Source organism: Rhizobium sp. BK313 (assembly GCF_014193655.1).
GTDB lineage: Bacteria > Pseudomonadota > Alphaproteobacteria > Rhizobiales > Rhizobiaceae > Rhizobium.
Map to the genome: position 1 here is coordinate 1,456,184 of NZ_JACHZQ010000001.1, position 22,922 is coordinate 1,479,105.

Below are 22,922 nucleotides of genomic sequence, written 5' to 3' on the forward strand. Positions count from 1 at the left end.
ACTATGCAGCCTTCGGCAAAGGTCCGACGTAACGCGACTGCGGACGGATCAGGCGGCCGTCGAGCATCTGCTCGCGTGCATGAGCAATCCAGCCCACGGTGCGGCCGATCGCAAAGACGCCAGTGAAAGCGTTACGCGGGAAACCAAGGGCATCGAGCAGCAGGGCGGTATAATACTCGACATTGGTTTCCAGCGGACGGTCAGGCTTGCGTTCCTTCAAGAGCACCAGCGCCGCGGCCTCGATCGATTCGGCGAGCGCAATGCGGCCGGCATCCGCCTGACCACTCGCAAAGATCGGCCGTAGCGCCGTCTTCAGGGCATCGGCACGAGGATCACGAACGCGGTAGATGCGGTGGCCGAAACCCATCAGCCGTTCGCCGTGGTCGAGTGCCTGCGACAGCCATGCGCGAGCATTGGCCGGCTCGCCCACCGCATCCAGCATATCGAGCACCGGGCCGGGCGCGCCGCCATGCAGCGGCCCCTTGAGAGCGCTGATCGCAGCCAACACTGACGATGTCAGGCCGGCATGGGTCGAGGCGATGACGCGAGAGGCGAAAGTGGAGGCGTTCAGCCCGTGATCTGAGATCGTCACCAGATAGGCGTCAAGACCGGCTGTCTGCTGCGGCGTTGGGCGCTTGCCTGTCAGCATGCGCAGGATGTCGGCGGATTGCGACAGGGAGGCGTCCGGCTTGATCGGCTTTTCACCTTTCTGGAGGCGCAGTACGGCAGGCAGAAAGACGGCTGGCGCAGCCATCAGGCGGATGGCGGTGGCAAAATCCTCGCCATCTTCGATACGAGCCAGCAGCGCCCGCATGGCTTCCACCGGCGGCAGAGCCAGCAAGACCGCATCGGCCGCTTTGACATGCGCAAACAGCTCTACGCGCGCGGCACCCAGTTGCGTCCTGATGCTTGCGGCATCGGCATGTTCCTCGAACAGGCCGTCCAGCAGCAGCGCGGCGACATCTTCAAAGCGGCTGGTCGCGACCAGATCGTCCAGCGACACACCGCGAATGATCAGCCGGCCGGCGGCACCATCCACGTCGGACAGCTTGGTTTCGGCAGCAATGATATCTTCGAGACCACTTTTCATCACTATTCTCCTTTGACTATACGCTTAGATGAGTCCTATTTTCATTGACGTCAATCTTGACGTAATTGATCAATATGAGGAACCATGAGTTGGCTGACGGCGGAGCAGGCGCTTGACCTGCTGGGCACCAAATCACAGACGCTTTACGCCAATGTCAGTCGCGGCCGCATCCGTGCGAAGCCCGATCCGGCTGATACGCGGCGGAGCCTTTACTTCACCGACGACGTCAAGCGGTTAGCGGCGAGGCACGCAGGACGCCGAAAAACCGAGGTCGTGGCGGCCGACGCCATCCAATGGGGCGATCCTGTGCTGCCGTCGGCGTTATCGACGGTCTCGGAAGGACGATTGTTTTATCGCGGACAGAATGCGGCTGATCTTGCCGAACACGCGACGTTGGAGGAGATCGCGCTACTCCTGTGGGACATGAAGCGGCCGCTGCGGTTGGAAGGGCAGGGCAATCAAAGGCCGCCCGCGATAACTGCGGTCTTTTCAGCCTTGGCCGAGCGCGCCACAACCGACCTGCCATCGCTTGGACGATCGCTGACGGCGCTGCAAACCGAAGCGGAAAGCGTATTCGGCACGGTTGCCTGTGCGCTGGCGCCTGGTCTGCCTCATTTGCCGCTACATCAGCGCCTCGCCGGGGCGTGGAACCGGCCGGACGCCGGCGAACTCATTCGCCGCTCTCTCGTGCTCTTCGCCGATCACGAGCTCAACGCCTCGACCTTCACGGCGCGGATCACTGCCTCCGCTGGTGCGACGCTGTCAGCAGCAGCGCTCTCCGGCCTGTCGACACTGACCGGACCGCTGCATGGCGGCGCATGGCAAAGTGTGCGCTCACTGATTGCCCGTGCCGCAGCGATCGGCGCAGAGGAGGCGGTACGGAGTTATCTTGCCGAGGGACGGCCACTGCCAGCGGTCGGGCACCCGCTCTATCCGGACGGCGATGCGCGCGCCCGGGCGCTGCTTGCCTGCTTTACGCTGCCGCCCCTGTTCGCGGAGGTTCGAAACGTGGCCGAAGAGCTGGTTGGAGAACGCGTCAACGTTGATTTTGCCCTGACGGCAATGACATCCGCCTATCATCTGCCGCACGACGCGCCGCTGATCATCTTCGCACTGGCCCGCACGGTCGGGTGGTTGGCGCATGCCATGGAGCAATCGACAAGCGGTCGCCTCATCCGGCCGCGCGCACGCTACGTCGGCCCACCCGTGGAGTGACCAGCGGGTGCCCATGTCCGACAAGTTTGACTTTATCGCTAACTTCCGGGGAGCAAATCCGGGGCAACTGCTTCGCGGATAGATTTAACTCACTGCCGAGCGACAAACGGCTTCAATGTTGTGCCCGTCTGGATCAAGAACAAATGCGCCGTAGTAGTCGGGGTGATAGTGGGATCGTATGCCTGGAGGTCCATTATCCAGCCCGCCTGCCGCCAGCGCCGCTTCATAGAACTGATCGACGATAGCCCTGCTTTGAGCCGTGAAAGCAACGTGGACGCCTGTTTGCGGCGCGTCTCGATGTCCGATCCAGAAGAAGGCTTTCGGCCTGTCCCGTATCCCGCAAAAATCGCTCCCTCAGCGTACAAGCGTTCGATACCAAGGGGGAGCAAGGCCGCATCGTAGAAGGTCTTCGACCGCTCCACATCGCTGACACCGATTGTGACATGATCTAGCATATCCACTCCACAGCTTACCGGCACGAATGCCTTATCAACGTTGTCCCACAGGACCGGCACCCCGACGCGACAGCTCCGCCCAACCGATGGTCAGTTTGCGATTGCCAATGAGCCAAATCGTGGCGAGCGCGATCAGCCCCACGGCGACATTGGCGGCGATGAAGAGGATCGGCGCAATTTGCGCGACTGGGCCGGTGTCGCCGCGTTCGATCAGACGTAAGGGGGCGGTCGCCAGCGCCGTCGCGCCGAAGGTGAAGGCCCAGTATGCCGGGCTGAAAGCCTCCTTGGTGATCCACGGCAGCAGACGCAGCATGACTAGGGCTTGCAGGATGCCGTAGCCGATCATGGCATGCACGAAAAGGTCTGGTGGTCCGGACATGACGCTGATATAGGCGACCGAGCCGACGGCCGGCGGGGCAAGTTGGACGCCGAGCGTCGGGCGCAGCGGCGGCGACAATGCTGGCGCCGTCAAAAGCCTATGCAGGAGGGCGGATTCGATCGCGAGCCAGGCAAAGAATCCGGCGCCGAAGAAGAGTTGGCCCCAATCGGGAAAACCAAGGGCGGCTGCGACGATGGCGGTTACGAAACTACCGGCCACACTTGGCAGATAAAGCACGGCGGTCGTGGCGGTGACATCCCGCTCGCCCTGCCAGAGACCGCCGGTTCTCCAGACTGAGAAGGCCAGCGTATAGATGGCTCCAAGGATGAACAGGGTTTCAGCGCCGATGCGAGAATAGGGCAGCAAACCGCCAGCCACCAGCATGGTGGCGACGCCGACGAGGCCAATGAAACAGCACTGCACCGGATGGGCCACTTCCTTCAACGCCTCTTCACGAGCCACGGCCCATTTCAGCACGTAAAGCACAATCAGCGTTGCCCATACAGCGATCGAGACAAATGTGATCGTCTCACCTATTGCCGCAGGCAGTTGCCAGACGCGCGTCGCCGCGCGCCAGGCATTGCCGAGACCGGAGAGGCCGAGCACCATACCAAAGAATGCAGCCGGAACGAGCGGCAGTTTCAGGGGAGTGGCCATGGTGCCTCCTTTGGCGATGCGACTTTAGACGCCTTCATAGACGAGCTGTGTGAAGAAACGCGGATCGATGACGAACTTACCCCATTTCGCATCGAATTTCGCGGATGGCTTTGCAATGGCGATTTCGTCGAGCGAATGAGCCTTCTTTAGTCTCGCGACATTGTCGCGTACACTCCACGGAAAAGCCTCCCCGAACGTCCGGGCGGAATTATGCGCGCTCGGTCGATGACAATGGACCGTTGAATTTTGAGGACCGTTGAATTTTGATAGCCTTGTTGAAATAGCCGTTTCTGTTCAAGCCGGCGAAGTACGATTCACGCTATCAAGACGGTGTAGATATCCGGCTCACTAGACAACCGCGGAGACGCGGTCGCAGGACGAAGGCAAGAGCAGCTACGGGCAATGTCACAGATGCGTGAGTTCGGCATTTTCTGCCTGATCCTGCGCGCCTGCATAGCTCGCCCGTCATTTGTTCATTGGCAAATGCTGCGAAATGTCTTTATGGAATTTTCAAAACGATTAAAACCCTCCTAGGAGAATGACACATGCAAATCGGAATGGTTGGCCTCGGCCGCATGGGCAGCAACATGGTGCAGCGCCTAATGAAGGACGGCCACAGCGCCGTCGTTTTCGACGCGCGTCCGGAAAGCATCTCGGCGCTTGAACAGCTCGGCGCCACCGGTAGCACGTCGCTCGAAGATTTCGTATCGAAGCTCTCCCGTCCCCGTGCCGTCTGGTTGATGCTGCCGGCCGCAATTGTCGACAAGGAGCTGGCCAAGATCGTTCCGCTGCTCGAAGACGGCGATATCGTCATCGACGGCGGCAACTCCTACTATCATGACGACATCCGCCGCGCCGAAGAACTGAAGCCGAAGGGCATTCACTATGTCGACGTCGGCACCAGCGGTGGCGTCTTCGGCCTGCAGCGCGGCTATTGCCTGATGATCGGCGGCGAAAAGGCCACGGTTCAGCACCTGTCGCCGATCTTCGCAACGCTCGCACCGGGCGTCGGCGACGTCGCTCCGTCGAAAATGCGCTCCGAAGCGGCTTCGAGCGTCAGCACCGCCGAGCAGGGCTATTTGCATTGCGGCCCGTCCGGTGCCGGCCACTTCGTCAAGATGGTCCATAACGGCATCGAATATGGCCTGATGGCCGCTTACGCCGAAGGCTTCAACGTGCTGCGTCATGCCAATATCGGCCTGCAGACCACCGAAGCCGACGCCGAAACCGCGCCGCTGTCGCATCCGCAATATTATCAATACAACCTCGACATCGCCGAAATCAGCGAAGTCTGGCGCCGTGGCAGCGTTATCACCTCCTGGCTGCTCGACCTTACCGCCGATGCACTGCATGGCGACGCCGCCCTGTCCCAATATGCCGGCCGCGTTTCGGATTCCGGCGAGGGTCGCTGGACCATTTCGGCTGCGATCGACGAAGGCGTCCCGACACCGGTTCTCAGCGCCGCCCTCTACGGCCGCTTCGCCTCGCGCGGCAATGACGATTACGCCAACAAGGTTCTGTCGGCCATGCGCGCAGGCTTCGGCGGCCACCACGAGAAGCCGGTCAAGTAATCCCGATTTAGATTTGATGAAATTGATGCCGGGCGGGTCAAACTGCCCGGCATTTTCATATCCGGCTTAGCCAAGCAGCTCCGGACGCAACAACAGGACGGTGCAAAAGGAGCCTGCAGCAAGGTCGGGCGCTCGCGCCGGGCGGATGATGAGGCAATCCGAGCGGGAAAAGACCTTCATCATCGAAGAATCCTGCTTGGAAAAGGGCTCGGCGAGCCAGCCGCCATCTGCGGATTTCGTCAGCGTTGCGCGGACATAGTCCTGGCGCTGATCATTGGCGGCGAGCATTACTGCGGTGCGCGCGACGGTTTCACGCCTCACAGGTGGCAGCGAGGCGAGCTTGCGGATCAGCGGCTCCAGGAACAAAAGGCCACAGACGAGACTGGAGACCGGGTTGCCGGGCAAACCGAGGACATGGGTTTCGCCGAGGCTGCCGACCATCAGAGGCTTGCCAGGACGCATGGCGATACGCCAGAAATCGAGCTGCATACCGGCTGCGACCATGGTCGCCTGCACCAGATCATGATCGCCGACCGATGCGCCGCCGAGTGTCACGATAACATCAGCTTTCGCGACCTGTGCCCGGCCAATTGCGGCGGTGATTTCCGACTTGTCGTCAGGGACGATGCCGAGGTCGAGCACATGAGCGCCGGCGCTGCGAGCGAGAGCCGCAATGCCGAATGTGTTTGACGCGACGATCTGAGAGGTACCGGGCTCGCTGCCGGGCGTCACCAGCTCGTCACCCGTCGCCAGGATCGCCACCAGCGGACGGCGGTAAACATCGAGTGTCGGATGATTCATCGCGGCGGCAACTGTCAGCCGCGAAAAATCCATCACCATGCCCGCCGGGAGCACCACTTCCCCTTCGGCGAAGTCCTGGCCGCGCGGGCGTATATGTTGCCCCTCGCGCAGAGGATAGGTGGTGCGGATGCGACCGTCGTCGAGCCGTTCGGCATCTTCCTGCAGCAGCACGCAATCGGCACCGGCAGGAACCGGCGCGCCGGTGAAAATGCGCACGGCCTCGCCTTTGCCGACCGTACCTTCGTAAGCGCGGCCCGCGGCGGAAACACCGATCACGGTCAGCAGCGCGCCGGACTCGGCGGCGTCATCGAAACGGAGAGCATAGCCATCCATCGCCGAGGCGTTGAAGGGCGGCTGCGTCAGGCGCGCGGTCAGATCCTTGGCTAGAACCCGGCCTTCGGCCATATCGAGGGTAACACTTTCGACGCGATAGAGCGGCGTTGCGCTATTCAACAGACGCTCTTGAGCATCAGCAACGGGTAAAAGGCTCATCTGTCAGGCCTCCGGGTGACGGAAATCGCCGGATTTGCCGCCGGATTTCTCCAATAGCCTGATACTGCCGATTTCCATCGTCCGGTCGGCGGCCTTGGCCATGTCATAGATCGTCAGGCACGCGACGGAGACTGCCGTCAGCGCCTCCATCTCGACGCCGGTGCGACCGGTGAGTTTTGCGGTGGCGATCACGCGCAGGCCGGGCAGGGCTGTGTCTTCGGCGATGTCGACCGTGACCTTGGTCAGCATCAACGGATGGCAAAGCGGGATAAGGTTGGCTGTTTGCTTGGCAGCCATGATGCCGGCGAGCCGGGCCGTGCCGATGACATCGCCTTTCTTGGCATTTCCTTCGCGGATCAGTGCCAGCGTCTCCGGTTTCATTTTTACATGGCCTTCGGCGGTGGCGATACGGACCGTTTCGGCCTTGTCGCCGACATCGACCATATGCGCCTCGCCGGAGGCGCCAATATGGGTGAGGCCGGCTTTCTCCGCGCTCATTTCACTCGGCCGCCAAAATGCCGGTTTCGCCGGTGAGCAACAAACGCGTCGCCGCCGCCACGTCGTCCTTGCGCATCAGGCTCTCGCCGACGAGGAAGGTGGTGATGCCGACGGCCTCGAGACGTTTGCAGTCGGCATGGGTGAAGACACCGCTTTCGCCGACCAGCAGCCGGCTTTCTGGAACCATGGCCGACAGGGTTTCGCTGACCGTCAAGCTGACTTCGAAGGTGCGCAGATTGCGATTGTTGATGCCGACAAGTGGCGAAGAGAGCTTCAATGCCCGTTCCATCTCCTCGGCGTCGTGCACTTCGACCAGTACATCCATGCCGAGGCCGAAGGCTTCGTCCTGCAGCCGCTCGGCGTCGCTGTCGGAGAGCGAGGCCATGATCAGCAGAATGCAGTCGGCGCCCCAGGCGCGCGCCTGATGCACCTGATAGGTTTCGAACATGAAATCCTTGCGCAAAGCCGGTAGGGCGCAGGCGGCGCGGGCAGCAGTGAGGAACTCCGGCGCACCCTGGAAGCTCGGGCTATCCGTCAGTACGGAGAGGCAGGCAGCGCCACCGGCCTCATAGACCTTTGCAAGGGCAGGCGGATCGAAATCGGGACGAATGAGCCCCTTGGACGGGCTCGCTTTCTTGATCTCGGCGATCAGACCGAAGGCACCGGCGTCCTTCTTGGCGACCAATGCCTTATGGAAGCCGCGCGGTGCGGACTGTTCGGCCTGCATCGCCTTGAGATCGGCAAGCGAAACCTTGGCCTTGGCGGCGGCGATCTCCTCGCGCTTGTAGGCTTCGATCTTCTGGAGGATATCGGTCATGATGTCCTGATCCTATTCTTCGTCGTTGGAGACGGCGATCAGCTTTTCCAGCGCGGCAGCCGTCGCACCGCTATCGAGCGACTGGGCCGCGAGCTTCATGCCATCATGGAGCGTTTCTACCTTGCCGGCAATCACCAGGGATGCCGCCGCGTTGGCGAGCGAGATATCGCGATAGGCGTTCTTCGCACCGCTCAGCACCTCTCTGAGCGCTGCCGCGTTGACGACACCATCGCCGCCCTTGAGGTCAGCAAGATCGGCGTGCGGGAGACCGAAATCGGCGGGCGTCAGCTCGAAGGTGCGGATCTTGCCATTTTCAAGTGCTGCCACCGAGGTCGTGCCGGTCGTGGTGATCTCGTCTAGACCATTGCCGTGCACGACCCAGACGCTTTCGGCATTGAGATCCTTCAGCACCTCGGCGAGCGGCACGACCCATTGCGGCGCGAAGACACCGAGCAGTTGCCGACGCGCGCCGGCCGGGTTCGACAGCGGTCCCAATAGATTGAAGATCGTCCGCGTGCCAAGCTCGACCCGCGAAGGGCCGACATGGCGCATCGAGGAATGATGCAATTGCGCGAACATGAAGCCGATGCCGGCTTCGCGGATGCAGCGGGCAATCACTTCTGGGCCGATATCGAGCTTGATGCCCAGTACGGACTGCGTATCAGCCGTGCCGGCCTTGGAGCTTTGAGCGCGGTTGCCGTGCTTGGCGACCGGCACACCAGCGCCCGCCACGATGAAGGCGGCGAGCGTCGAGATATTGTAGGTGCCGACGCCATCGCCGCCGGTGCCGACGATATCGATCGCATCCGCCGGTGCTTCCACGGACAACATCTTGGCGCGCATGGTGGTGACCGCGCCGACAATCTCATCGACCGTCTCGCCGCGCACCCGCAGCGCCATCAGGAAGGCGCCAATCTGCGAAGGCGTGGCTTCACCCGACATCAAGATCTCGAATGCCTGACGAGCTTCATCCCGCGTCAGCGCCTCGCGGTTGGCGACCTTGGCGAGGAAAGGTTTCAATTCAGCCATCGGCTATCGATCCTCCCGATCGGGCCTAGCGAGACATCGCCTGTTCGGCGAGGCTCTGGTTGACCGTGACGCTGTATTTGGACTGGAGGTCGGCGACCATCTGGTCGAGAATATCGTCGCCGGCGGCGTTGGCAATCTGAGCCGCCTGCTGATCGTCGTTGTTCAGCGCATCAGTCGTCGGATTGTCATTGACGTCGGTAACCTTCAGGAGGATCTGCGTCGTATCGTCAGCGCCGATGGCGTTGGCGACCGCGTCGACAGGGCCGGAGAAAGCGGCAGCGACACCGCCACGGCCGAGAACCGGATCGTCCGTCGTGCGGGTCACATCAGCCTTGCTTTCGACGGCGATGCCCAGCGGCGCGGCGATATCGGCAAGCGACTTGCCCTTTTGCGCCTCCTGCTTCAGCTCGACGGCCTTGGCGGCAAGGGCGATCTTCTGCTGCTCGGCGGTCCAGTCGGCAACGGCCTTGTCGTGCACTTCGGAGAGTGGGCGATCGCGATCAGGGGTGATGTTCAGCACGTCGTACCAGACGTAGCCATCGTTGCCGATGGTCAAGGGTGCAGCATTGCTGCCCTGGTCGGCCTTGAAGACCTCAGCCAGCAATTGCTGCTTGGCGGGTATATCCTTGACCTCGTTGCCACTCTGATCGAGGCCGGTGGCATCGACCGAATCGACGGTCACCATCTTCAGCTTCAGTTGCTGCGCAGCTTCCTGCAGCGACGCACCGGAGCCGCGCAGATCTTCGAACTTGTCGTGGGCGCTGGTGATTTCGTCAGCGGCATTGTTGAGCGCAATCTGCTTGCGGATGTCTTCCTTGACATCGTCGAAGCTCTTTGCCGTCTCCGCCTTGACATTGGTAACACGCAGGATGACCGGGCCGAAGGAACCGTCGATGACGGGCGTCGTGCCGCCGTCCTTGGTAACGGCGAAGGCAGCCTGGGCGATCGTCTGATCCGGAACCTGATCCTTGGTGAACGTGCCGAGCAGCACGTCGGCCGGCTTCTTACCCTGATCCGTGACCAACTGATCAAACGTCGTGCCGGTCTTCAGCGCGTCGGCGGCGGCGTTGGCGAGATCCTTGTTGGCGAAGGTAAGCTGCTCGATCGTGCGCGTTGCCGGTGTCGTAAAGCTATCCTTGCGCTTTTCGAACTCGGCGCGAACCGCATCGTCGGTTACGCTTGAAGGATCAGCGACATCCTCGGCCTGCAGCTTCACATAGGCGATCTTGCGGTATTCGGGCGCGCGGTATTTGGACTTCACACCATCGAACCATTTCGACAGCACGTCCTCGGCTGGCGCCTTGATCGGGTCGATATTGGCGTTGGTCAACAGCAGATAATCGATGCTACGGTTTTCATCGTGATATTGCTTGACGGCATCCACTAAAACCTTCGGCGCTGTAAAGCCATTGGAGACCGCCTCAACGATCTGGCTGCGGACCGCAACCTTGCTGCGCTCCTTGATATAGTCGTCAGGATTGATGTTGCTGTTGCGCAGCAAGCTCTCGAATTTCTGCCGATCGAAGGTACCATTCAGCGCCTTGAACGCCGGATCGTCGCCAATAAGCTGGGCGAGGCGATCCTGCGACAGGCCGAGATTCATATCGCTGGCGAGCTGGTCGAGAGAGGCCCCGGCAACAAGCTGGGCGACCGTCTGCTGTCCGATGCCAAAGGCGCGCGCCTGTTCCGGCGTGATCTGCATCCGCAGTTGCTGGCTGATGGCTTGGATCTGACGGCGATAGGCAAGCCGGAATTCGTTGGTATCGATCTGCTGGTCACCGACCGTCACAACGGTATTGGTGCCGCTGCCGCCAATTAGCGATCGCTCGACCCCCCATATGCCGAAGGCTGCCGCCAGAATAAGCATCAAGCCCTTGGCAACCCAGGTCTGGGCGATTTTTCTCAACACATCGAACATCGGAAGGCAAACCTCGTCATCAACACCGTCCTCGCCCACAGGCGAAGCAATCGGAGTTCCTTAGAACAATCCGAACCGGAATTGAAGAGCTACCAAGGAAATCACCCGCCACGCGCAGCCGATGCGGAACCTTTACCCAGGAATGACGTTGATTGCTCAGTAACGAGAGGAGCCGACGATGGCCGAGACGAAATCCGCTTCCGCCCAATCCGCCTCAGCACAGGCACACGCTGAAACCGCCGTCGAAGACCTTGCTGTGCAGATCGCCGCGCTTCGAGAGGATTTGACGAAACTCTCGCGCAGCATGGCCGCGGTGGGGCAGGGCGCAAAGTCCGTCGTCACCGAGGAAGCTCAGGAAATCACCGAGCAGTTGCGCGATAGGGTACGCCAGGAGCCGATCTTCATGATCGCGGCAGCCGCCGGCATCGGTTATCTCCTCGGCCTTCTGAGCCGCCGCTAAGCCAAAGACTTGATCTGTCCTAAAGCTCGTCATGAAAACGCGGGCTAGCGCGGATGAATATCCATAACGCCTTGCTGATCTCGACAATCTCCTTGATCGAGTTCTCCAGCCTTTCGATTTCACGCAGATCCAGTTGCTCGACTTTGCCGTATTTGACGTGCCGGTCGTCCTCCACCAGACGCATAAGCTGCGTGCTGGAGATCTCACCGTTTTCGTCGAAGGAATAGATGCAGTGATTGTATTTGTTGCGCATCTTCGATTCCCGCTTCAGGCGGCCCATCAGCGCCAGTACGGCGCGACTGTCTTCCGCCGGTGTGGACGACAGCTTCGCCAGACGCTCGACCAAATCGATGCGCGCTCGCGTTGTATTCAGCGTCAGGAAGACGATGATGGCTGCGTCCTTCTCCACATTCAACAGATGCGCAATGATATAGATCAAGAGGCTTTCCGTGTTGGTCCAGACATAGTTCAGGCGGCCCACGCGGAGCAAAATATCGGACATTGCAGGCATGGCGCGGTCCTAGGTTCAATTGATCAAAGGTACAAAGTCGTTCACCGCTCCCTGAAGGCGCGCGACATGCTGTCGACCACCGGCTTGGAGAGGTATTCGAAGAAGGTGCGTTCGGAGGTCTGGATCAACACATCCGCCGGCATGCCGGGCACAGGCCGAAAGCCTGGAATACGCTTGATCTCCTCGCTCGGGATCTGGACGCGAACAATGTAGACATCGCGCTGGGTCGAACCGGAATTTTCTTCGATCGAGTCGGCTGAAACATAGAACACCTTGCCGTTCAGAACCGGCGTCGTGCGCCGGTTGAGGGCCGAGAGGCGTATGGAGGCGGACTCGCCCTCATGCAACTGGTCGATCGAGGTGCGTAGCACCTGTGCCTCGATGATCAGCGGCACATTATTCGGCAATATCTCCATGATCGGTTTACCCGTCGTGATGACACCGCCGGCGGTATGATAGTAGGCGCGAATGACCGTACCGCCGACCGGCGAGCGGATGACTGTGCGGTCAAGCACGCCCGCAGCCTCACGCACCTGCTCTCGCACGCTGTCCAGATCGGATTCGGCCGTTTCCAGCGCGTCGAGCGCCGCCTGCTTGTTGGCGTTGATGGCAATGATTGCCTCTTGGCGGTATTTGGCCACCTGGGCTTCATTCTCGTTCAGCTCTGCATCGATGCGGGCAAGGTCGCCCATGGCGTCGGCGACCGCGCGCTGGACAGCCAACAGGTCGGAACGCCTGACGACGCCTATTTTCGAAAGCTTCTCTTTAGACTCTTGTTCATCGGTCAAAAGCGAGAGCTGCGTCACGAAGGCCTGTCGCTGGCCCTGATATCCCTTCGTGCGAAACTCCAGCGAGCGGATGTTCTTTTCGATGAGGTTAAGCTGTTCCTGCAGTTTGGACTGTTTGCTGTGGAAGACGACAACCTGGCTCTGTATGAGTGCGGTCACATCGGGATCGTCGGCGTCCGCCGTGACGATATCGGGGACCTTGAATTCTTCATTGCCCTGGGCTTCGGCTCTCAATCGGGCGACCACCGTTTCCAGTCTCAACCGCCTCAGCTTCAGCGCCCGATCGTTGGCGAGAGCTGCCGTGGGATCGAGGGTGAGCAGGATATCCCCCTCCTGCACGACCTGGCCTTCGCTCACCATCAGCTCCTTGATAATGCCGCCCTCGAGATGCTGGATGATCTTGTTGTTGCCGGTGGCGACGAAACTGCCTTGGGCAATGACGGCCGACGCGATCGGTGCGGTCGCGGCCCAATAGCCGAAGCCGCCGAAAGAGGCGAACAGGATAGCAAGGCCCGAGACGCTGTAGAGCCTGATGGATCGCGGCACCTCGCTGTACCACTCGAGTTGCCCTTGTTCGTTGTCGTTTTTCTTTTTGTCCTTATTTTTCCTGAACATGGCGCTCACCCTTCAATCCTCGGCGGCGGCCGGTTTCCGATCTCGTTATTCGGCTTGCCGCTCAGCGTCTTCAGCACATCGGCGCGCTCACCGAACATGGCGACCGATCCGTCCTTCAGAACCAGGATCTTGTCGACGCATTGAAGCAGGGCAGGGCGCTGGGTGATCGTCACGGTGGTGATGCCCTGCTTTTTTGCGTGAAGGAGCGCGCGGGCAAGGGCCGCTTCGCCCGCGGTGTCCAGATTGGAATTCGGTTCATCGAGAACGACAAATTTCGGATTGCCGAAGAAGGCGCGGGCAAGCGCAATGCGCTGCTTCTGCCCGCCGGAAAGCGGCGCACCATCGGCGGCGACCACCGTCTCATAACCTTGCGGAAAAGTGGCGATCAGTTCGTGCACATCGGCAAGGACGGCCGCCTCGTAGATCAGCCGGTCTTCGACGTCGTCGCGCATGCGGCCGATATTGGCCTTGATCGTGCCTGGAAAGAGCTGCACGTCCTGAGGCAGGTAACCGATACTTTCGCCGAACTGGCGCTGGTCCCAGTTGCGCAAGTCCATGAGATCGAGCCGGACATTTCCGGAGGTCGGCAGGATCGAGCCAACCAGCATTTTGCCGAGTGTCGTCTTGCCGGAACCGGAATTGCCAATGACGGCGAGCGATTCCCCCTTCTTCAACGAAAAGGAGATGCCATTCAAAATGACGCGCTTCTGCGGCGGCGGGACGAATAGAATACGCTCCACGTCGAGCCGTCCTTCCGGATTGGGCAGGCGCAGCCGCGGGAAATTCAGCGGTGAATTCATCAATAGTTGCTTGATGCGGCCATAAGCGGCGCGGGAATGATTGAACTGATTCCAACCCTCGATCGCCCCTTCGACCGGCGCCAATGCTCGGCCGGAAATGATCGAGGCCGCAATCACCATGCCGCCCGTCAACTGACCGGAGAGCGAGAGATGCGCGCCCCAGCCGAGCAAGGTGACCTGGGTGATCAAGCGACAAGCCTTGGTGAGACCTGAAAAGACGATGTTGCGGTCCTGGGCGGCCACCTGCGATTTCAGCGATCCCGCGGTCTCACGTCCCCACATCTTCACGGCTTCGGGGATCATCGCCAGCGCGTTGATGATCTGCGAATTGCGAGCCATGGAATCGAGATGGAAATTGGCGCGGCTGACAAAGGCGTTGGCTTCGGCAAATTGTTTCGCCGTCATTTTTTGATTGAGATAGGCGATAACGAACAGGACGGCACAGCACGTCATGACGATCATGCCGAGGTGCGGATGCACGAGATAGACCACGATGACGAAAAGCGGCATCAACGGCGCATCGAGGAAGGCGAGCAGCGTGCCCGAGGTCAAAAAGGACCGAAGCTGCTGCAGATCGGCAAGTGTCTGGTAATCCCGACCATTGCCGTTCAAGGACGCACGAGCGGCTGCGCTCAGGATCGGTGCACCGAGCTGCACTTCCAGTTCGACGGCCGTGCGCATCAGGATGAAGCGGCGTACGGAATCCAAGATGACCTGCAAGAGGATGGCGCCGACGACAGCGACGGTCAGCATGACCAGAGTATCGATCGAGCGGCTGGTCAGAACTCGGTCGGAAATCTGGAATAGATAGATCGGGATTGCAAGCACCAGAACGTTGATGGCCAAGGTGAAAACCATCACAATCAGCATGTTGTGCTGGACGACGGAAATGCCCTTGCGCAGGCTGGCGGCGAAATTGATCGGCTGGGCGCTGCGTTTGTGGAAGATACTGCCGTCATTGCCTCCCCCGCCACCGCCTTTCCCCCGTTCACCGTCGCCACCATGACCGCCGCCGCCAAGCGGCCGGCGCTCGTTCTCACGAACTGGACCGGGATCGTTGTCGATCGTCCGGGGTAGCGGCTGGACGCGATCCACTTTCAATTCAAACTTGGGCATTTCAAGCTTTGGCTTTTCGGCAGCCGGCGCTTCCGGCGCCGGAGCGATCTCAGGTGCCGGCTCGATCACGGGGACCGGATCGATGTCCGGAGCGTGCAACACCCGCCGCATCTCGAGGTCGGTCGTAGATGCGGCGGGGCCACCGTCAACCTCCGTCACGACAGAAAGTTCTACGGAGGTGAGGGTGGTATTCGTTTCGACGCTTGCAGATATGGCATCTGATTTCGGCGGTTCAGCAGGAAAGACCGGTGCTATCGCGGGCTTGGGCTCACGCCGCAGCCGCTTCAGGCTCTCCACTGCATCTTCTATGGCGGCCATATAGGAGGCAGTATCGCGCTCGGTCGTCTGCTCATCGTCACCGGAAGCCAGCGACGTCAGGTGCAATGTTCGACTTTCCGCCGTGCTCAGCTTTGAAACCTGGTTCATCGAAAGCGCCCCCCTGTCTGTCTCCGGCTACGCGACAACGGTTTGCATGACGTCGCCCACAGCGCCGTTGTGCCAAGACATGTCGTGGCCGAGATCAATGGTTCCATCCTGCGTGGTCTGCGGGTCGTGATCGTCGAGAAAAGCGATCACTTCATTGGCCAGCGGATGGCTATTCTGGTTCACATCGGTCTGATCATGGTCGACTAGCCCGCCCTGGATGAGGACGGTATCGGAATAGAGATTGCCGGCGAGATAGGTCGCATGGCCGACGCTGTCATAGTCGGTGATATTGGCGATGTTGACCAAAGCGTTGCTGCCGGTGTCGATCGATACCGTGGCATTCTGGTTGTTCGCCAACACATCGCTTGCGACCTTGTGCACGATGTCGGAATCGCCAACGATGTTGATCTGCTTGATCACGTTGACGTCCATAAAGTTGCCGGTGATGTAAAGAACACTCAGCGCCTCGCGACCGGCGAAGTTCGGGTCGTGAGCAAGCCCATCCGGTAACTCGTTAGTGCGGTCCTGGATATTTTTGATCGTCTCGTTGATGAAATCGGGCATCGCACTGAAACGATCGGACAGGCCGATACTATTGATCGACGCGAGGTTCCAGAGCAGATTGCCGCCGGTCTGGATATGTTCGCTATCTGCACCGGTCGACACCACGTCGTTGTCGTAGAGTATTGAGATCTGGCTGATCGAATTGATATCGAAAGCATGGCCTCCTACGATCATCAGATCGTACTGCATACCGAGACCAAAAAATGAGGCGAGGTCGAGCAACGCATTGCCGCCGGTTACCAGCGTCGTCTCGACACCGGTGGTCGTCACCCGCATCGTATCGTTGTCCGAGAGGAAATTATATTGTTCTGTCCAGTGCACGAACGAGACGTCGCCTTCGATGACGCTGACACGCCAGAAGCTTGGGAAAACCGGATCGCCGTTATCGTTGGTGTGTTCGGGTGTCGAGGCCACCTGATACTGGGTGTGCTCCAAAACGGCGATATTCCTGCCGATCGTCAAGGCGCTCTGTGAAGCCTCTTCATTGCCGCCTAAGGCGCAATCGATCTTATCGTTGTCAGCGTAGACATAGATCTGCGAGATGGCGTCGATGGAATGATAATCGCCCATGACGGCCATGACGGGCGAAATGACATTCGTGTCGAGGATGTCGATGATGTTTGCCGCGATATTGGCGCCGGCGGCGATGTCGAGCGAGTTCGAACCCAGTCCCGCCAGATGAACAGGTCCTTCTGTTCCTTCCGTATCCGCTTTCTGCGCGGCAATTCCCCGATCCGGCATGAAGTCTTCCAGATGCGGTGCGCTGGTGACCAGCGCGCCGTTGACATAAATGAAATCGGGCTGATCGCCGGCTATCACCACATAGTGGCTGCCGTCGGCGCCTTGAATGTTGACGCCGCCATTTGCTTCGATGGTTTTGGCAAGTGCATGCAAGTCGTCGGCCAGCTTCGCTATGCCTTCGGTGCTCTCCGTCCGCTGGAGGGAAGCAAGGGGTGAGAGTTCATCGGCCTTCGCGCTCGCTTGCTCGAGCCAGTCGTAGACGTCGGAAACGTCACGAACGAGGTGATGGGAAGAATTCGTCATGTCGAGGACATCGTCGTCGCGCAAGACGTTGACCTGAACCAGATGAGTGGCCTCCGAACCTGGGCCTGTATGGACGGTGAGTTTATCCGGAGAAACTATAGGCTGAACTTCGATTTCGGGACGACGGAGGATGGTTGGGATTTCCACCGGGGCGTGGCCGTCCGGACCGCTTATGCGCACACGATAAGGATCGTCGTGCAGGTATGCCTGGTCATAGCGAAAGTCATAGGGGGAGGAGATGTATTTCACCTCGGGCGCATAGTCGACCATCGTCAGCCCAGAAGCGAAATCGTCCTTTGCTGCGGTCGGCTCGGGCTGTTCCTCCGGTTTGTCGTCCGGCAACGTCCCATCCGTATAGCTCTGCCGCAGACGCAAATCCTCGATCTGCGTGTCGAAGAGCCCTATGAAGTGGGCGATGATCTCCGAGATTTTTTCCACATCCATGACATGCCCCCCAATTTGCAGAAACGCCTGGCATATCCGAGCCGATGTCGTCGCTGCCGACGGCTGTCATTTCAGGGAAATCCAGGCTCAAGCCACGATATGTGCGCCGGCCGGTCCCCCCGGCCGGCGCACAAAGGCATGGCTTTCGCTTCGAAATCAGGAGTCGCCAACGGTCTCGTGATGATCGCCGCCAACAACGGTAATATCCGAAGAGTTGGTGAGCAGGTTGGCACCCTGGACCACTTCCTGATGGAAGCCGGAATTGGCAATGATAGCGGAAGAATCCGCCGAGGCCGTACCGGTCATGTCATGGCCTACGCTCGGAACTCCGTTCCAATTGAAGGTTGGGTCGAGGTCGAGGCCATCGGCATGGGAGTGGCCACCATCGGCTCCGAGGTCGATGCTGGCATCCTCGTTCTGCATCTTGATGTCATAGGCCTGATCCTGATCTGCCAGATTGTTGGCCTGAATCAAGCTGAAGCCGTTATCGTTGCCGCCGCCGCCCAGCGCATCATTGAGCACGTCATTGACATTGAGGTTGAAGGAAAAATCGTCTCCGAGATTGAATGTCAGATCGCCGCCTGCAACGCCAAGATTACCGACATCATGGACATCCTTGATCGTTCCGAAGTCGTAGTCGGAATGATAGCTGGAGTCGCTGTAGGCGTAGTTGTCACGGTTGTCGCCGTTATCGTTGGCCTCAGTGCGAACGTCGGTATCGGTGATCGTCTTGATATCGGTATCGGTCTTGGTAATGGACTTGTAGTCATAATCGTAGCTGTTGTCGCGATTATCGCCATTATCCTTGATGTTGATGTCCGTATCCGTGTCAGTCTTGGTGATTACCTTGCTGTCGTAATCCCAGTCGTAGCTGTTATCACGATTGTCGCCATTGTTGTCGTTGTCGCGGTTGTCGCCGTTGTCTTTAACGTCGACATCCGTATCGGTAGTATTGGTATTATTGCTGTTATTGGTATTGGCGACGCCGACAAGACCGGTCGAACCGTCATCCACTTCCGTCGAATTGACGGCACTGGTCGCAAGACCATCCGCCAACGCGCCGACCTTCAGGTCGTCATCGGCGCTGATGTTGGCGATATCAAAATCAGGAGACATCTTCAATTTCCTCCAAATGAGGAGGCCGTCTCGGGAAATCCCTCTCATCTAAACGGGATTTGCTCGCGGCGGCCCCAACTCTGTTAACGTTGCGGCAGGTGTACGCACTACATGTCTACCGTCAAAACCGGCCTGTTGGTTCAGGACCTGGCCTATTGGGATTTGCGGCTACGCCAAACAAAGGACGCAAATCCGCCTTGGCGCTCAGTTTAAGCGTCAACGCATTCTGCTCTCGACTGTCTCTAGAAATTTGGGGGGAGGAGGTTGACCGGGAACGCGAAACAAAAGACCGGATTGCCATTTCCCCAAAATTCCGCGGTTGGTGCGGAACAGTGGGACTTTGACTGAAAACAACACAAGCTCATAGATACCAATTCGGGCTACCGCTCTGTTTCGGCTTAATAAATCGGATTTTTTCGGATTAGCGCATAAGATTTAAAGTGCTGTTGTCACTCGATTTTTTTGGGTTTTATGAGCCATCGACAGCCTTGTCGGCATGGGGGTGCGCATCGCCCGCTTGTGCAGTCTTAATCCGTCTGACTTAAGCGCTTACCAATTGTCGCGCTGCACCCAAGTAATATATTTCACAAATCTAACTAAGTCTGAAACCGTTGCAAAAATGGATCATGTCTATGAAATTTCAAAATGTAATAAAAAGTATATCGACGCTTACTATGCTTTGAGCCAGTCTTCGGTTCAGTGACTCGCTCAGGGCGAAAGTGGCCGATTTCGGTTGGTTTGAGCCTCCGCCAGTTGCAAACAACAGCTACCTCAGGTTGGCCGATTAAACAGAAATGTCCGAAAATGTGCAAAACTGAGCACTAGTGCGGCCCCCAATTTACCCAAATTCCCACATTCGTGATAATTTTTAACGCTTTTACGGCGAAACTAACCCCTTTGGGCAATTTCCAATTACGATCGCATGGATTAATATAGTTTTAGATTAATTAAGAAGACTGCATAAACAGTCCTATCAGGGCACCGTGCTCATAAAAAAAACATTCCGGCAAAAAGCGGGTTAACAACACATGGCTGCGAGCTTTGGGGGATGCACAAATGTACATCGCGAGCGTAAGAACAGGGGATGCTGAGGACAATCATAATATCATAAACCTGAGAGAGACTATCGTCGTACTGGCGGATGCCGATCTCTTTTCCGAATGCCTGGTACAGACTTTAGGTGCCAGATTTGCGGCATACGACATCGTGAGCATAACTGACTCGAAGGCGCTTCAGGGTAAACTTCTGGAGGGCGTCAAACTGATCCTGCTATACCATCTTCAATCTGAGGAAATGCAGGATACTTTACATGCAATAAGGGCAAACTCGCCCGGAATATCGATCGGGCTGGTGGTCGAGACCATCGATTTGCACGATCCATACGTCGCCAGACTTGTCGAGGGACGGAACATACACGGCGTTCTGCCGCTTAATCTCCGCCTTGATGTCTTCATGGCAGCGATCGACTTGCTGATGAAAGGTGGCGAACATTTCCCCTCGGCGCTGCTGCGCCGGCTCTCTGGGGACGGGCCACATGTGAGTCAGCCGCTCTACCAGACACAGACGCGTTTTGCCAACGGCCATAGACCCTACGAGGACACTATTGCCATGCGCAACGGCAGCCTGCAGGCACTGACAACGCGCGAGGTCCAAATATTGGATCTCATCTGCAAGGGGACACAGAACAAGATCATAGCGGACCAGCTCAGCCTGTCCGAGAATACGGTCAAAGTTCACGTCCGCAACATCTACAAGAAAATGAACGTCCGCAATCGAACGGAAGCGGCCTCACGCTTCTTCAACTCGGACAACGGGCTGGATCGGGATCCATCACGTCGGTGGCGAAACTGATCTGCATATAGGAATTTAGAGGAGACGGCCGTTCGCGACAACGTGGGCGGCCGTTTTCTGTCTCCCGGTTTGGGCCAGATATACTATCGAGCCACATGACTGGAGCTGCACCGTCCCTCCCGTCGTTGCTAACCCAACGCTTAGGCCACTCATGAAAGTGGACTATGTTCCGTGCACTAAAAGTGCCAATACCCTACCTGGGAAATAGCTATTTAGTATATTTTGCCTAATCATCCATCAAATTTCCGTTGACGTAGCGTAAAGCTATCTTATCATTGTTGCATCAACGAAGTTAACGTCCGATTCGATACTGTAGAAAATTGGAGATTTGCACGAATTATTACTGCAAATAAATTTGCGTTACTCTTCTCAATCAACGTATTTTAAGTACAGAATGCAGCTCCATAAGAGCTGCTAGTTGAGTAAGGGGAGGGAGGTGTTTTGCGTAAATTTGTTCCCGTGGATGGCTATCCTTACTCCTCAAAAGGGTCGCCATCCGCCCCTCCACATCAGACTGAAATTGCTTTTGTCTGCGGCGGAGCGCCGCCACACTCTCTTTTGGTCTGGAGGTGACGCCTTGGGCAAGATCCCCGCTGCTAAAGCTGCAATCGGCATCAACGCCATGCGTCCGCCGTCCAACAAATCAACCGATATTGGTCCGGCAATGGAGCGGGTGTTCGAGGGCAGGGCGCGCTTTGCCAATCTGATCGGCATCGCCGTTTGGACGGCGACCATGACCTTCTTCTGGCTTTGGTGGCTACGCAGCGATCATGTTATCGGCTGGCCATCCTATCTGCTGGTGACGCTGGTCCTTGCCTGGTCCACCGGCCTGCCGGCCTATTTTATCTTCATCGTTCATGATGCGCGGCGGATGCCGCAAGGCGGTGGGCCGTTGCCTGCTGGGCGCATCGCCGTGGTCGTCAACAGAGCATCGAGCGAACCTCTTCCTGTCGTGCAAGCGACGTTGCGGGCAGTGCTAGATCAGGTCGGCTGCGACTTCGACGTCTGGTTGGCCGACGAGAATCCCAGTCTGGATATGATGAAATGGTGCATCGAGCACGGCGTCTTCACGTCCATGACGCGCAAGGGCGTCGAGGCCACCGCCCACGATCCTTCACCGCGTTGCAAACAAGCCATTCTCGCTTCTTTCTACGATCGCTTCGGCTATGAAAAATATGATTTCGTCGTCCAACTCGATGCCGACCACGTACCCGACAAGAGCTTTCTCCGCGAGATGATTCGACCGTTCCGCGATCCCGGTATCGGCTACGTCTCGGCGCCGGGCATCCGTGACGCCAATGCCACATCGAGCTGGGCGGCGAGGGGCAGGCTTTTCGCCGGAGCCGGCAGTCGCGGCTTGCTGCAGGCCGGCTACAATAATGGCTGGGCGCCGCTGTGCTTAGGCATGCACTATGCTGTGCGCACGGCGGCTTTGAAGGAGATTGGTGGGCTCGAGCCGGAACCGACGGAGGGGCATTCGACCACGTTGGCGATGAATGCCGGCGGCTGGGGCGGGGTGCATGCACTAGACGCGATCGCCCACAGTGGTGGTCCGGCGACCTTCGTCGATCTCGTGGTGCAGGAATTTGACCGGTCGCGCAGCCGGATTACGACCCTGCTGCGATACTCGCCGATCCATATGTCGAAACTGCCCGGATGGTTGAAATTCCAGTTTCTATTCTCTCAGCTTTGGTATCCGCTGTTTTCTTTTGGTTTGGCTGTCATCTTCACGCTGCCGATCATAGCGCTCGTGACAGGCCACAGTTTTGTCGATGTTACCTACCCGGCTTTCCTGCTGCATTTTTTGCCGATCGTCGGCGCGCTGATCGCGTTGGCTTTCTTTTGGCGCGCGACGGGTACATTCCGGCCCGCGAACGCGAAGATCCTGAGCTGGGAGAGCATGGCGTTTCTGCTCCTGCGCTGGCCCTGGTCGTTGATGGGCTGTGCAGTTGCGATTCGCGACTATCTCACACATTCTTCAAGCGATTTCCGTGTGACGCCTAGAGAGCTTGCGGCAGCGCAAGTTCTGCCGCTTCGTGTACTTGCGCCCTATATCGTGCTCAGCCTTCTCTCTGCGCTGGCGATGGTCTTTGCTGTGGATCGGGAAGCTGCCCAAGGCCTCTTTATCTTCGCCGCGATCAACGCGCTGATCTATGGGGCGCTGATCGTGTTGATCATCGTCCGGCACGCGATGGAAAACACACTTTCCCGTTAGTCGCGCTCACCTCACATCCTCGACGCCACTGCGGCATCTTTGCGACACCC

Annotated in this window: 17 protein-coding genes and 2 pseudogenes; 5 read left to right on the forward strand and 14 right to left on the reverse strand. The window is 58.6% G+C overall.

What is annotated here, in order from left to right; all coding sequences use genetic code 11:
- Position 1: 1 nt before the first annotated feature.
- On the reverse strand, positions 2 to 1,090 hold the full coding sequence (locus tag FHT86_RS06915) for a citrate synthase/methylcitrate synthase (RefSeq protein WP_133706124.1): 1,089 nt from the start codon (positions 1,088 to 1,090) through the stop codon (positions 2 to 4).
- Between the two features lie 84 nt (positions 1,091 to 1,174).
- On the opposite strand from FHT86_RS06915, the gene FHT86_RS06920 reads away from it, so the two are divergent.
- The gene (locus tag FHT86_RS06920; RefSeq protein WP_133706125.1) at positions 1,175 to 2,305 is read left to right on the forward strand and encodes a citrate synthase; all 1,131 of its coding nucleotides are present in this window, start codon (positions 1,175 to 1,177) and stop codon (positions 2,303 to 2,305) included.
- Between the two features lie 84 nt (positions 2,306 to 2,389).
- Here the strand turns inward: FHT86_RS06920 and FHT86_RS06925 are convergent.
- The 3 genes and pseudogenes from FHT86_RS06925 to FHT86_RS37890 form a co-directional block, all read right to left on the reverse strand.
- Positions 2,390 to 2,760 (reverse strand): annotated as a pseudogene (locus FHT86_RS06925) (VOC family protein).
- A 34-nt stretch (positions 2,761 to 2,794) separates the two neighbouring features.
- Complete coding sequence (gene tehA / locus FHT86_RS06930; RefSeq protein ID WP_133706126.1) at positions 2,795 to 3,796, reverse strand: dicarboxylate transporter/tellurite-resistance protein TehA; 1,002 nt, start codon at positions 3,794 to 3,796, stop codon at positions 2,795 to 2,797.
- A gap of 24 nt (positions 3,797 to 3,820) precedes the next feature.
- Positions 3,821 to 3,970: pseudogene (locus FHT86_RS37890) on the reverse strand (MBL fold metallo-hydrolase); the annotation flags it as partial.
- A 371-nt stretch (positions 3,971 to 4,341) separates the two neighbouring features.
- Here FHT86_RS37890 and gnd point away from each other — a divergent pair.
- Positions 4,342 to 5,367: a phosphogluconate dehydrogenase (NAD(+)-dependent, decarboxylating) gene (gene gnd / locus FHT86_RS06935; protein WP_133706127.1), complete on the forward strand. Its 1,026-nt coding sequence runs from the start codon at positions 4,342 to 4,344 to the stop codon at positions 5,365 to 5,367.
- Positions 5,368 to 5,433: 66 nt separating this feature from the next.
- Here the strand turns inward: gnd and glp are convergent, their stop codons facing one another.
- The 5 genes from glp to FHT86_RS06960 are packed head-to-tail and all read right to left on the reverse strand — an operon-like array spanning position 5,434 to position 10,922.
- On the reverse strand, positions 5,434 to 6,660 hold the full coding sequence (gene glp, locus FHT86_RS06940; RefSeq protein ID WP_133706128.1) for a gephyrin-like molybdotransferase Glp: 1,227 nt from the start codon (positions 6,658 to 6,660) through the stop codon (positions 5,434 to 5,436).
- Positions 6,661 to 6,663: 3 nt separating this feature from the next.
- Positions 6,664 to 7,158 (reverse strand): cyclic pyranopterin monophosphate synthase MoaC, encoded by a 495-nt coding sequence (gene moaC, locus FHT86_RS06945; protein WP_133706129.1) that lies wholly within the window; start codon positions 7,156 to 7,158, stop codon positions 6,664 to 6,666.
- Between the two features lies 1 nt (position 7,159).
- A complete protein-coding gene (gene trpC / locus FHT86_RS06950) occupies positions 7,160 to 7,975 on the reverse strand; it encodes an indole-3-glycerol phosphate synthase TrpC (protein WP_133706130.1) in 816 nt (271 codons plus the stop codon).
- A 12-nt stretch (positions 7,976 to 7,987) separates the two neighbouring features.
- Positions 7,988 to 9,004, reverse strand: a complete 1,017-nt coding sequence (gene trpD, locus FHT86_RS06955; protein ID WP_133706131.1) for an anthranilate phosphoribosyltransferase — start codon at positions 9,002 to 9,004, stop codon at positions 7,988 to 7,990.
- 25 nt (positions 9,005 to 9,029) lie between these two features.
- A complete protein-coding gene (locus FHT86_RS06960) occupies positions 9,030 to 10,922 on the reverse strand; it encodes a peptidylprolyl isomerase (protein WP_133706132.1) in 1,893 nt (630 codons plus the stop codon).
- 178 nt (positions 10,923 to 11,100) lie between these two features.
- Between FHT86_RS06960 and FHT86_RS06965 the strand changes: the two genes are divergently transcribed.
- Positions 11,101 to 11,382: a DUF883 family protein gene (locus FHT86_RS06965; RefSeq protein ID WP_133706133.1), complete on the forward strand. Its 282-nt coding sequence runs from the start codon at positions 11,101 to 11,103 to the stop codon at positions 11,380 to 11,382.
- Positions 11,383 to 11,401: 19 nt separating this feature from the next.
- Here the strand turns inward: FHT86_RS06965 and FHT86_RS06970 are convergent, their stop codons facing one another.
- From FHT86_RS06970 to FHT86_RS06990, 5 genes are all read right to left on the reverse strand, one after another.
- The gene (locus FHT86_RS06970) at positions 11,402 to 11,893 is read right to left on the reverse strand and encodes a hypothetical protein (RefSeq protein WP_133706134.1); all 492 of its coding nucleotides are present in this window, start codon (positions 11,891 to 11,893) and stop codon (positions 11,402 to 11,404) included.
- Between the two features lie 41 nt (positions 11,894 to 11,934).
- The gene (locus FHT86_RS06975) at positions 11,935 to 13,296 is read right to left on the reverse strand and encodes an HlyD family type I secretion periplasmic adaptor subunit (RefSeq protein WP_133706135.1); all 1,362 of its coding nucleotides are present in this window, start codon (positions 13,294 to 13,296) and stop codon (positions 11,935 to 11,937) included.
- A 5-nt stretch (positions 13,297 to 13,301) separates the two neighbouring features.
- The gene (locus tag FHT86_RS06980) at positions 13,302 to 15,530 is read right to left on the reverse strand and encodes a type I secretion system permease/ATPase (protein ID WP_246779462.1); all 2,229 of its coding nucleotides are present in this window, start codon (positions 15,528 to 15,530) and stop codon (positions 13,302 to 13,304) included.
- Between the two features lie 135 nt (positions 15,531 to 15,665).
- Positions 15,666 to 17,690, reverse strand: a complete 2,025-nt coding sequence (locus FHT86_RS06985; protein WP_133706137.1) for a hypothetical protein — start codon at positions 17,688 to 17,690, stop codon at positions 15,666 to 15,668.
- Positions 17,691 to 17,846: 156 nt separating this feature from the next.
- On the reverse strand, positions 17,847 to 18,806 hold the full coding sequence (locus FHT86_RS06990) for a fibrinogen-binding protein (RefSeq protein WP_133706138.1): 960 nt from the start codon (positions 18,804 to 18,806) through the stop codon (positions 17,847 to 17,849).
- 1,056 nt (positions 18,807 to 19,862) lie between these two features.
- On the opposite strand from FHT86_RS06990, the gene FHT86_RS06995 reads away from it, so the two are divergent.
- On the forward strand, positions 19,863 to 20,657 hold the full coding sequence (locus tag FHT86_RS06995) for a helix-turn-helix transcriptional regulator (protein ID WP_133706139.1): 795 nt from the start codon (positions 19,863 to 19,865) through the stop codon (positions 20,655 to 20,657).
- Between the two features lie 622 nt (positions 20,658 to 21,279).
- The gene (locus FHT86_RS07000; RefSeq protein WP_133707099.1) at positions 21,280 to 22,872 is read left to right on the forward strand and encodes a glycosyltransferase; all 1,593 of its coding nucleotides are present in this window, start codon (positions 21,280 to 21,282) and stop codon (positions 22,870 to 22,872) included.
- Positions 22,873 to 22,922 lie beyond the last annotated feature (50 nt).

Bases quoted from the DNA above. Each gene is read 5' to 3' on its own strand.
- FHT86_RS06915 (WP_133706124.1), bottom strand. From the start codon at position 1,090: ATGAAAAGTGGTCTCGAAGATATCATTGCTGCCGAAACCAAGCTGTCC.
- FHT86_RS06920 (WP_133706125.1), top strand. From the start codon at position 1,175: ATGAGTTGGCTGACGGCGGAGCAGGCGCTTGACCTGCTGGGCACCAAA.
- tehA (WP_133706126.1), bottom strand. From the start codon at position 3,796: ATGGCCACTCCCCTGAAACTGCCGCTCGTTCCGGCTGCATTCTTTGGT.
- gnd (WP_133706127.1), top strand. From the start codon at position 4,342: ATGCAAATCGGAATGGTTGGCCTCGGCCGCATGGGCAGCAACATGGTG.
- glp (WP_133706128.1), bottom strand. From the start codon at position 6,660: ATGAGCCTTTTACCCGTTGCTGATGCTCAAGAGCGTCTGTTGAATAGC.
- moaC (WP_133706129.1), bottom strand. From the start codon at position 7,158: ATGAGCGCGGAGAAAGCCGGCCTCACCCATATTGGCGCCTCCGGCGAG.
- trpC (WP_133706130.1), bottom strand. From the start codon at position 7,975: ATGACCGATATCCTCCAGAAGATCGAAGCCTACAAGCGCGAGGAGATC.
- trpD (WP_133706131.1), bottom strand. From the start codon at position 9,004: ATGGCTGAATTGAAACCTTTCCTCGCCAAGGTCGCCAACCGCGAGGCG.
- FHT86_RS06960 (WP_133706132.1), bottom strand. From the start codon at position 10,922: ATGTTCGATGTGTTGAGAAAAATCGCCCAGACCTGGGTTGCCAAGGGC.
- FHT86_RS06965 (WP_133706133.1), top strand. From the start codon at position 11,101: ATGGCCGAGACGAAATCCGCTTCCGCCCAATCCGCCTCAGCACAGGCA.
- FHT86_RS06970 (WP_133706134.1), bottom strand. From the start codon at position 11,893: ATGCCTGCAATGTCCGATATTTTGCTCCGCGTGGGCCGCCTGAACTAT.
- FHT86_RS06975 (WP_133706135.1), bottom strand. From the start codon at position 13,296: ATGTTCAGGAAAAATAAGGACAAAAAGAAAAACGACAACGAACAAGGG.
- FHT86_RS06980 (WP_246779462.1), bottom strand. From the start codon at position 15,530: ATGGCCGCCATAGAAGATGCAGTGGAGAGCCTGAAGCGGCTGCGGCGT.
- FHT86_RS06985 (WP_133706137.1), bottom strand. From the start codon at position 17,690: ATGGATGTGGAAAAAATCTCGGAGATCATCGCCCACTTCATAGGGCTC.
- FHT86_RS06990 (WP_133706138.1), bottom strand. From the start codon at position 18,806: ATGTCTCCTGATTTTGATATCGCCAACATCAGCGCCGATGACGACCTG.
- FHT86_RS06995 (WP_133706139.1), top strand. From the start codon at position 19,863: ATGTACATCGCGAGCGTAAGAACAGGGGATGCTGAGGACAATCATAAT.
- FHT86_RS07000 (WP_133707099.1), top strand. From the start codon at position 21,280: ATGCGTCCGCCGTCCAACAAATCAACCGATATTGGTCCGGCAATGGAG.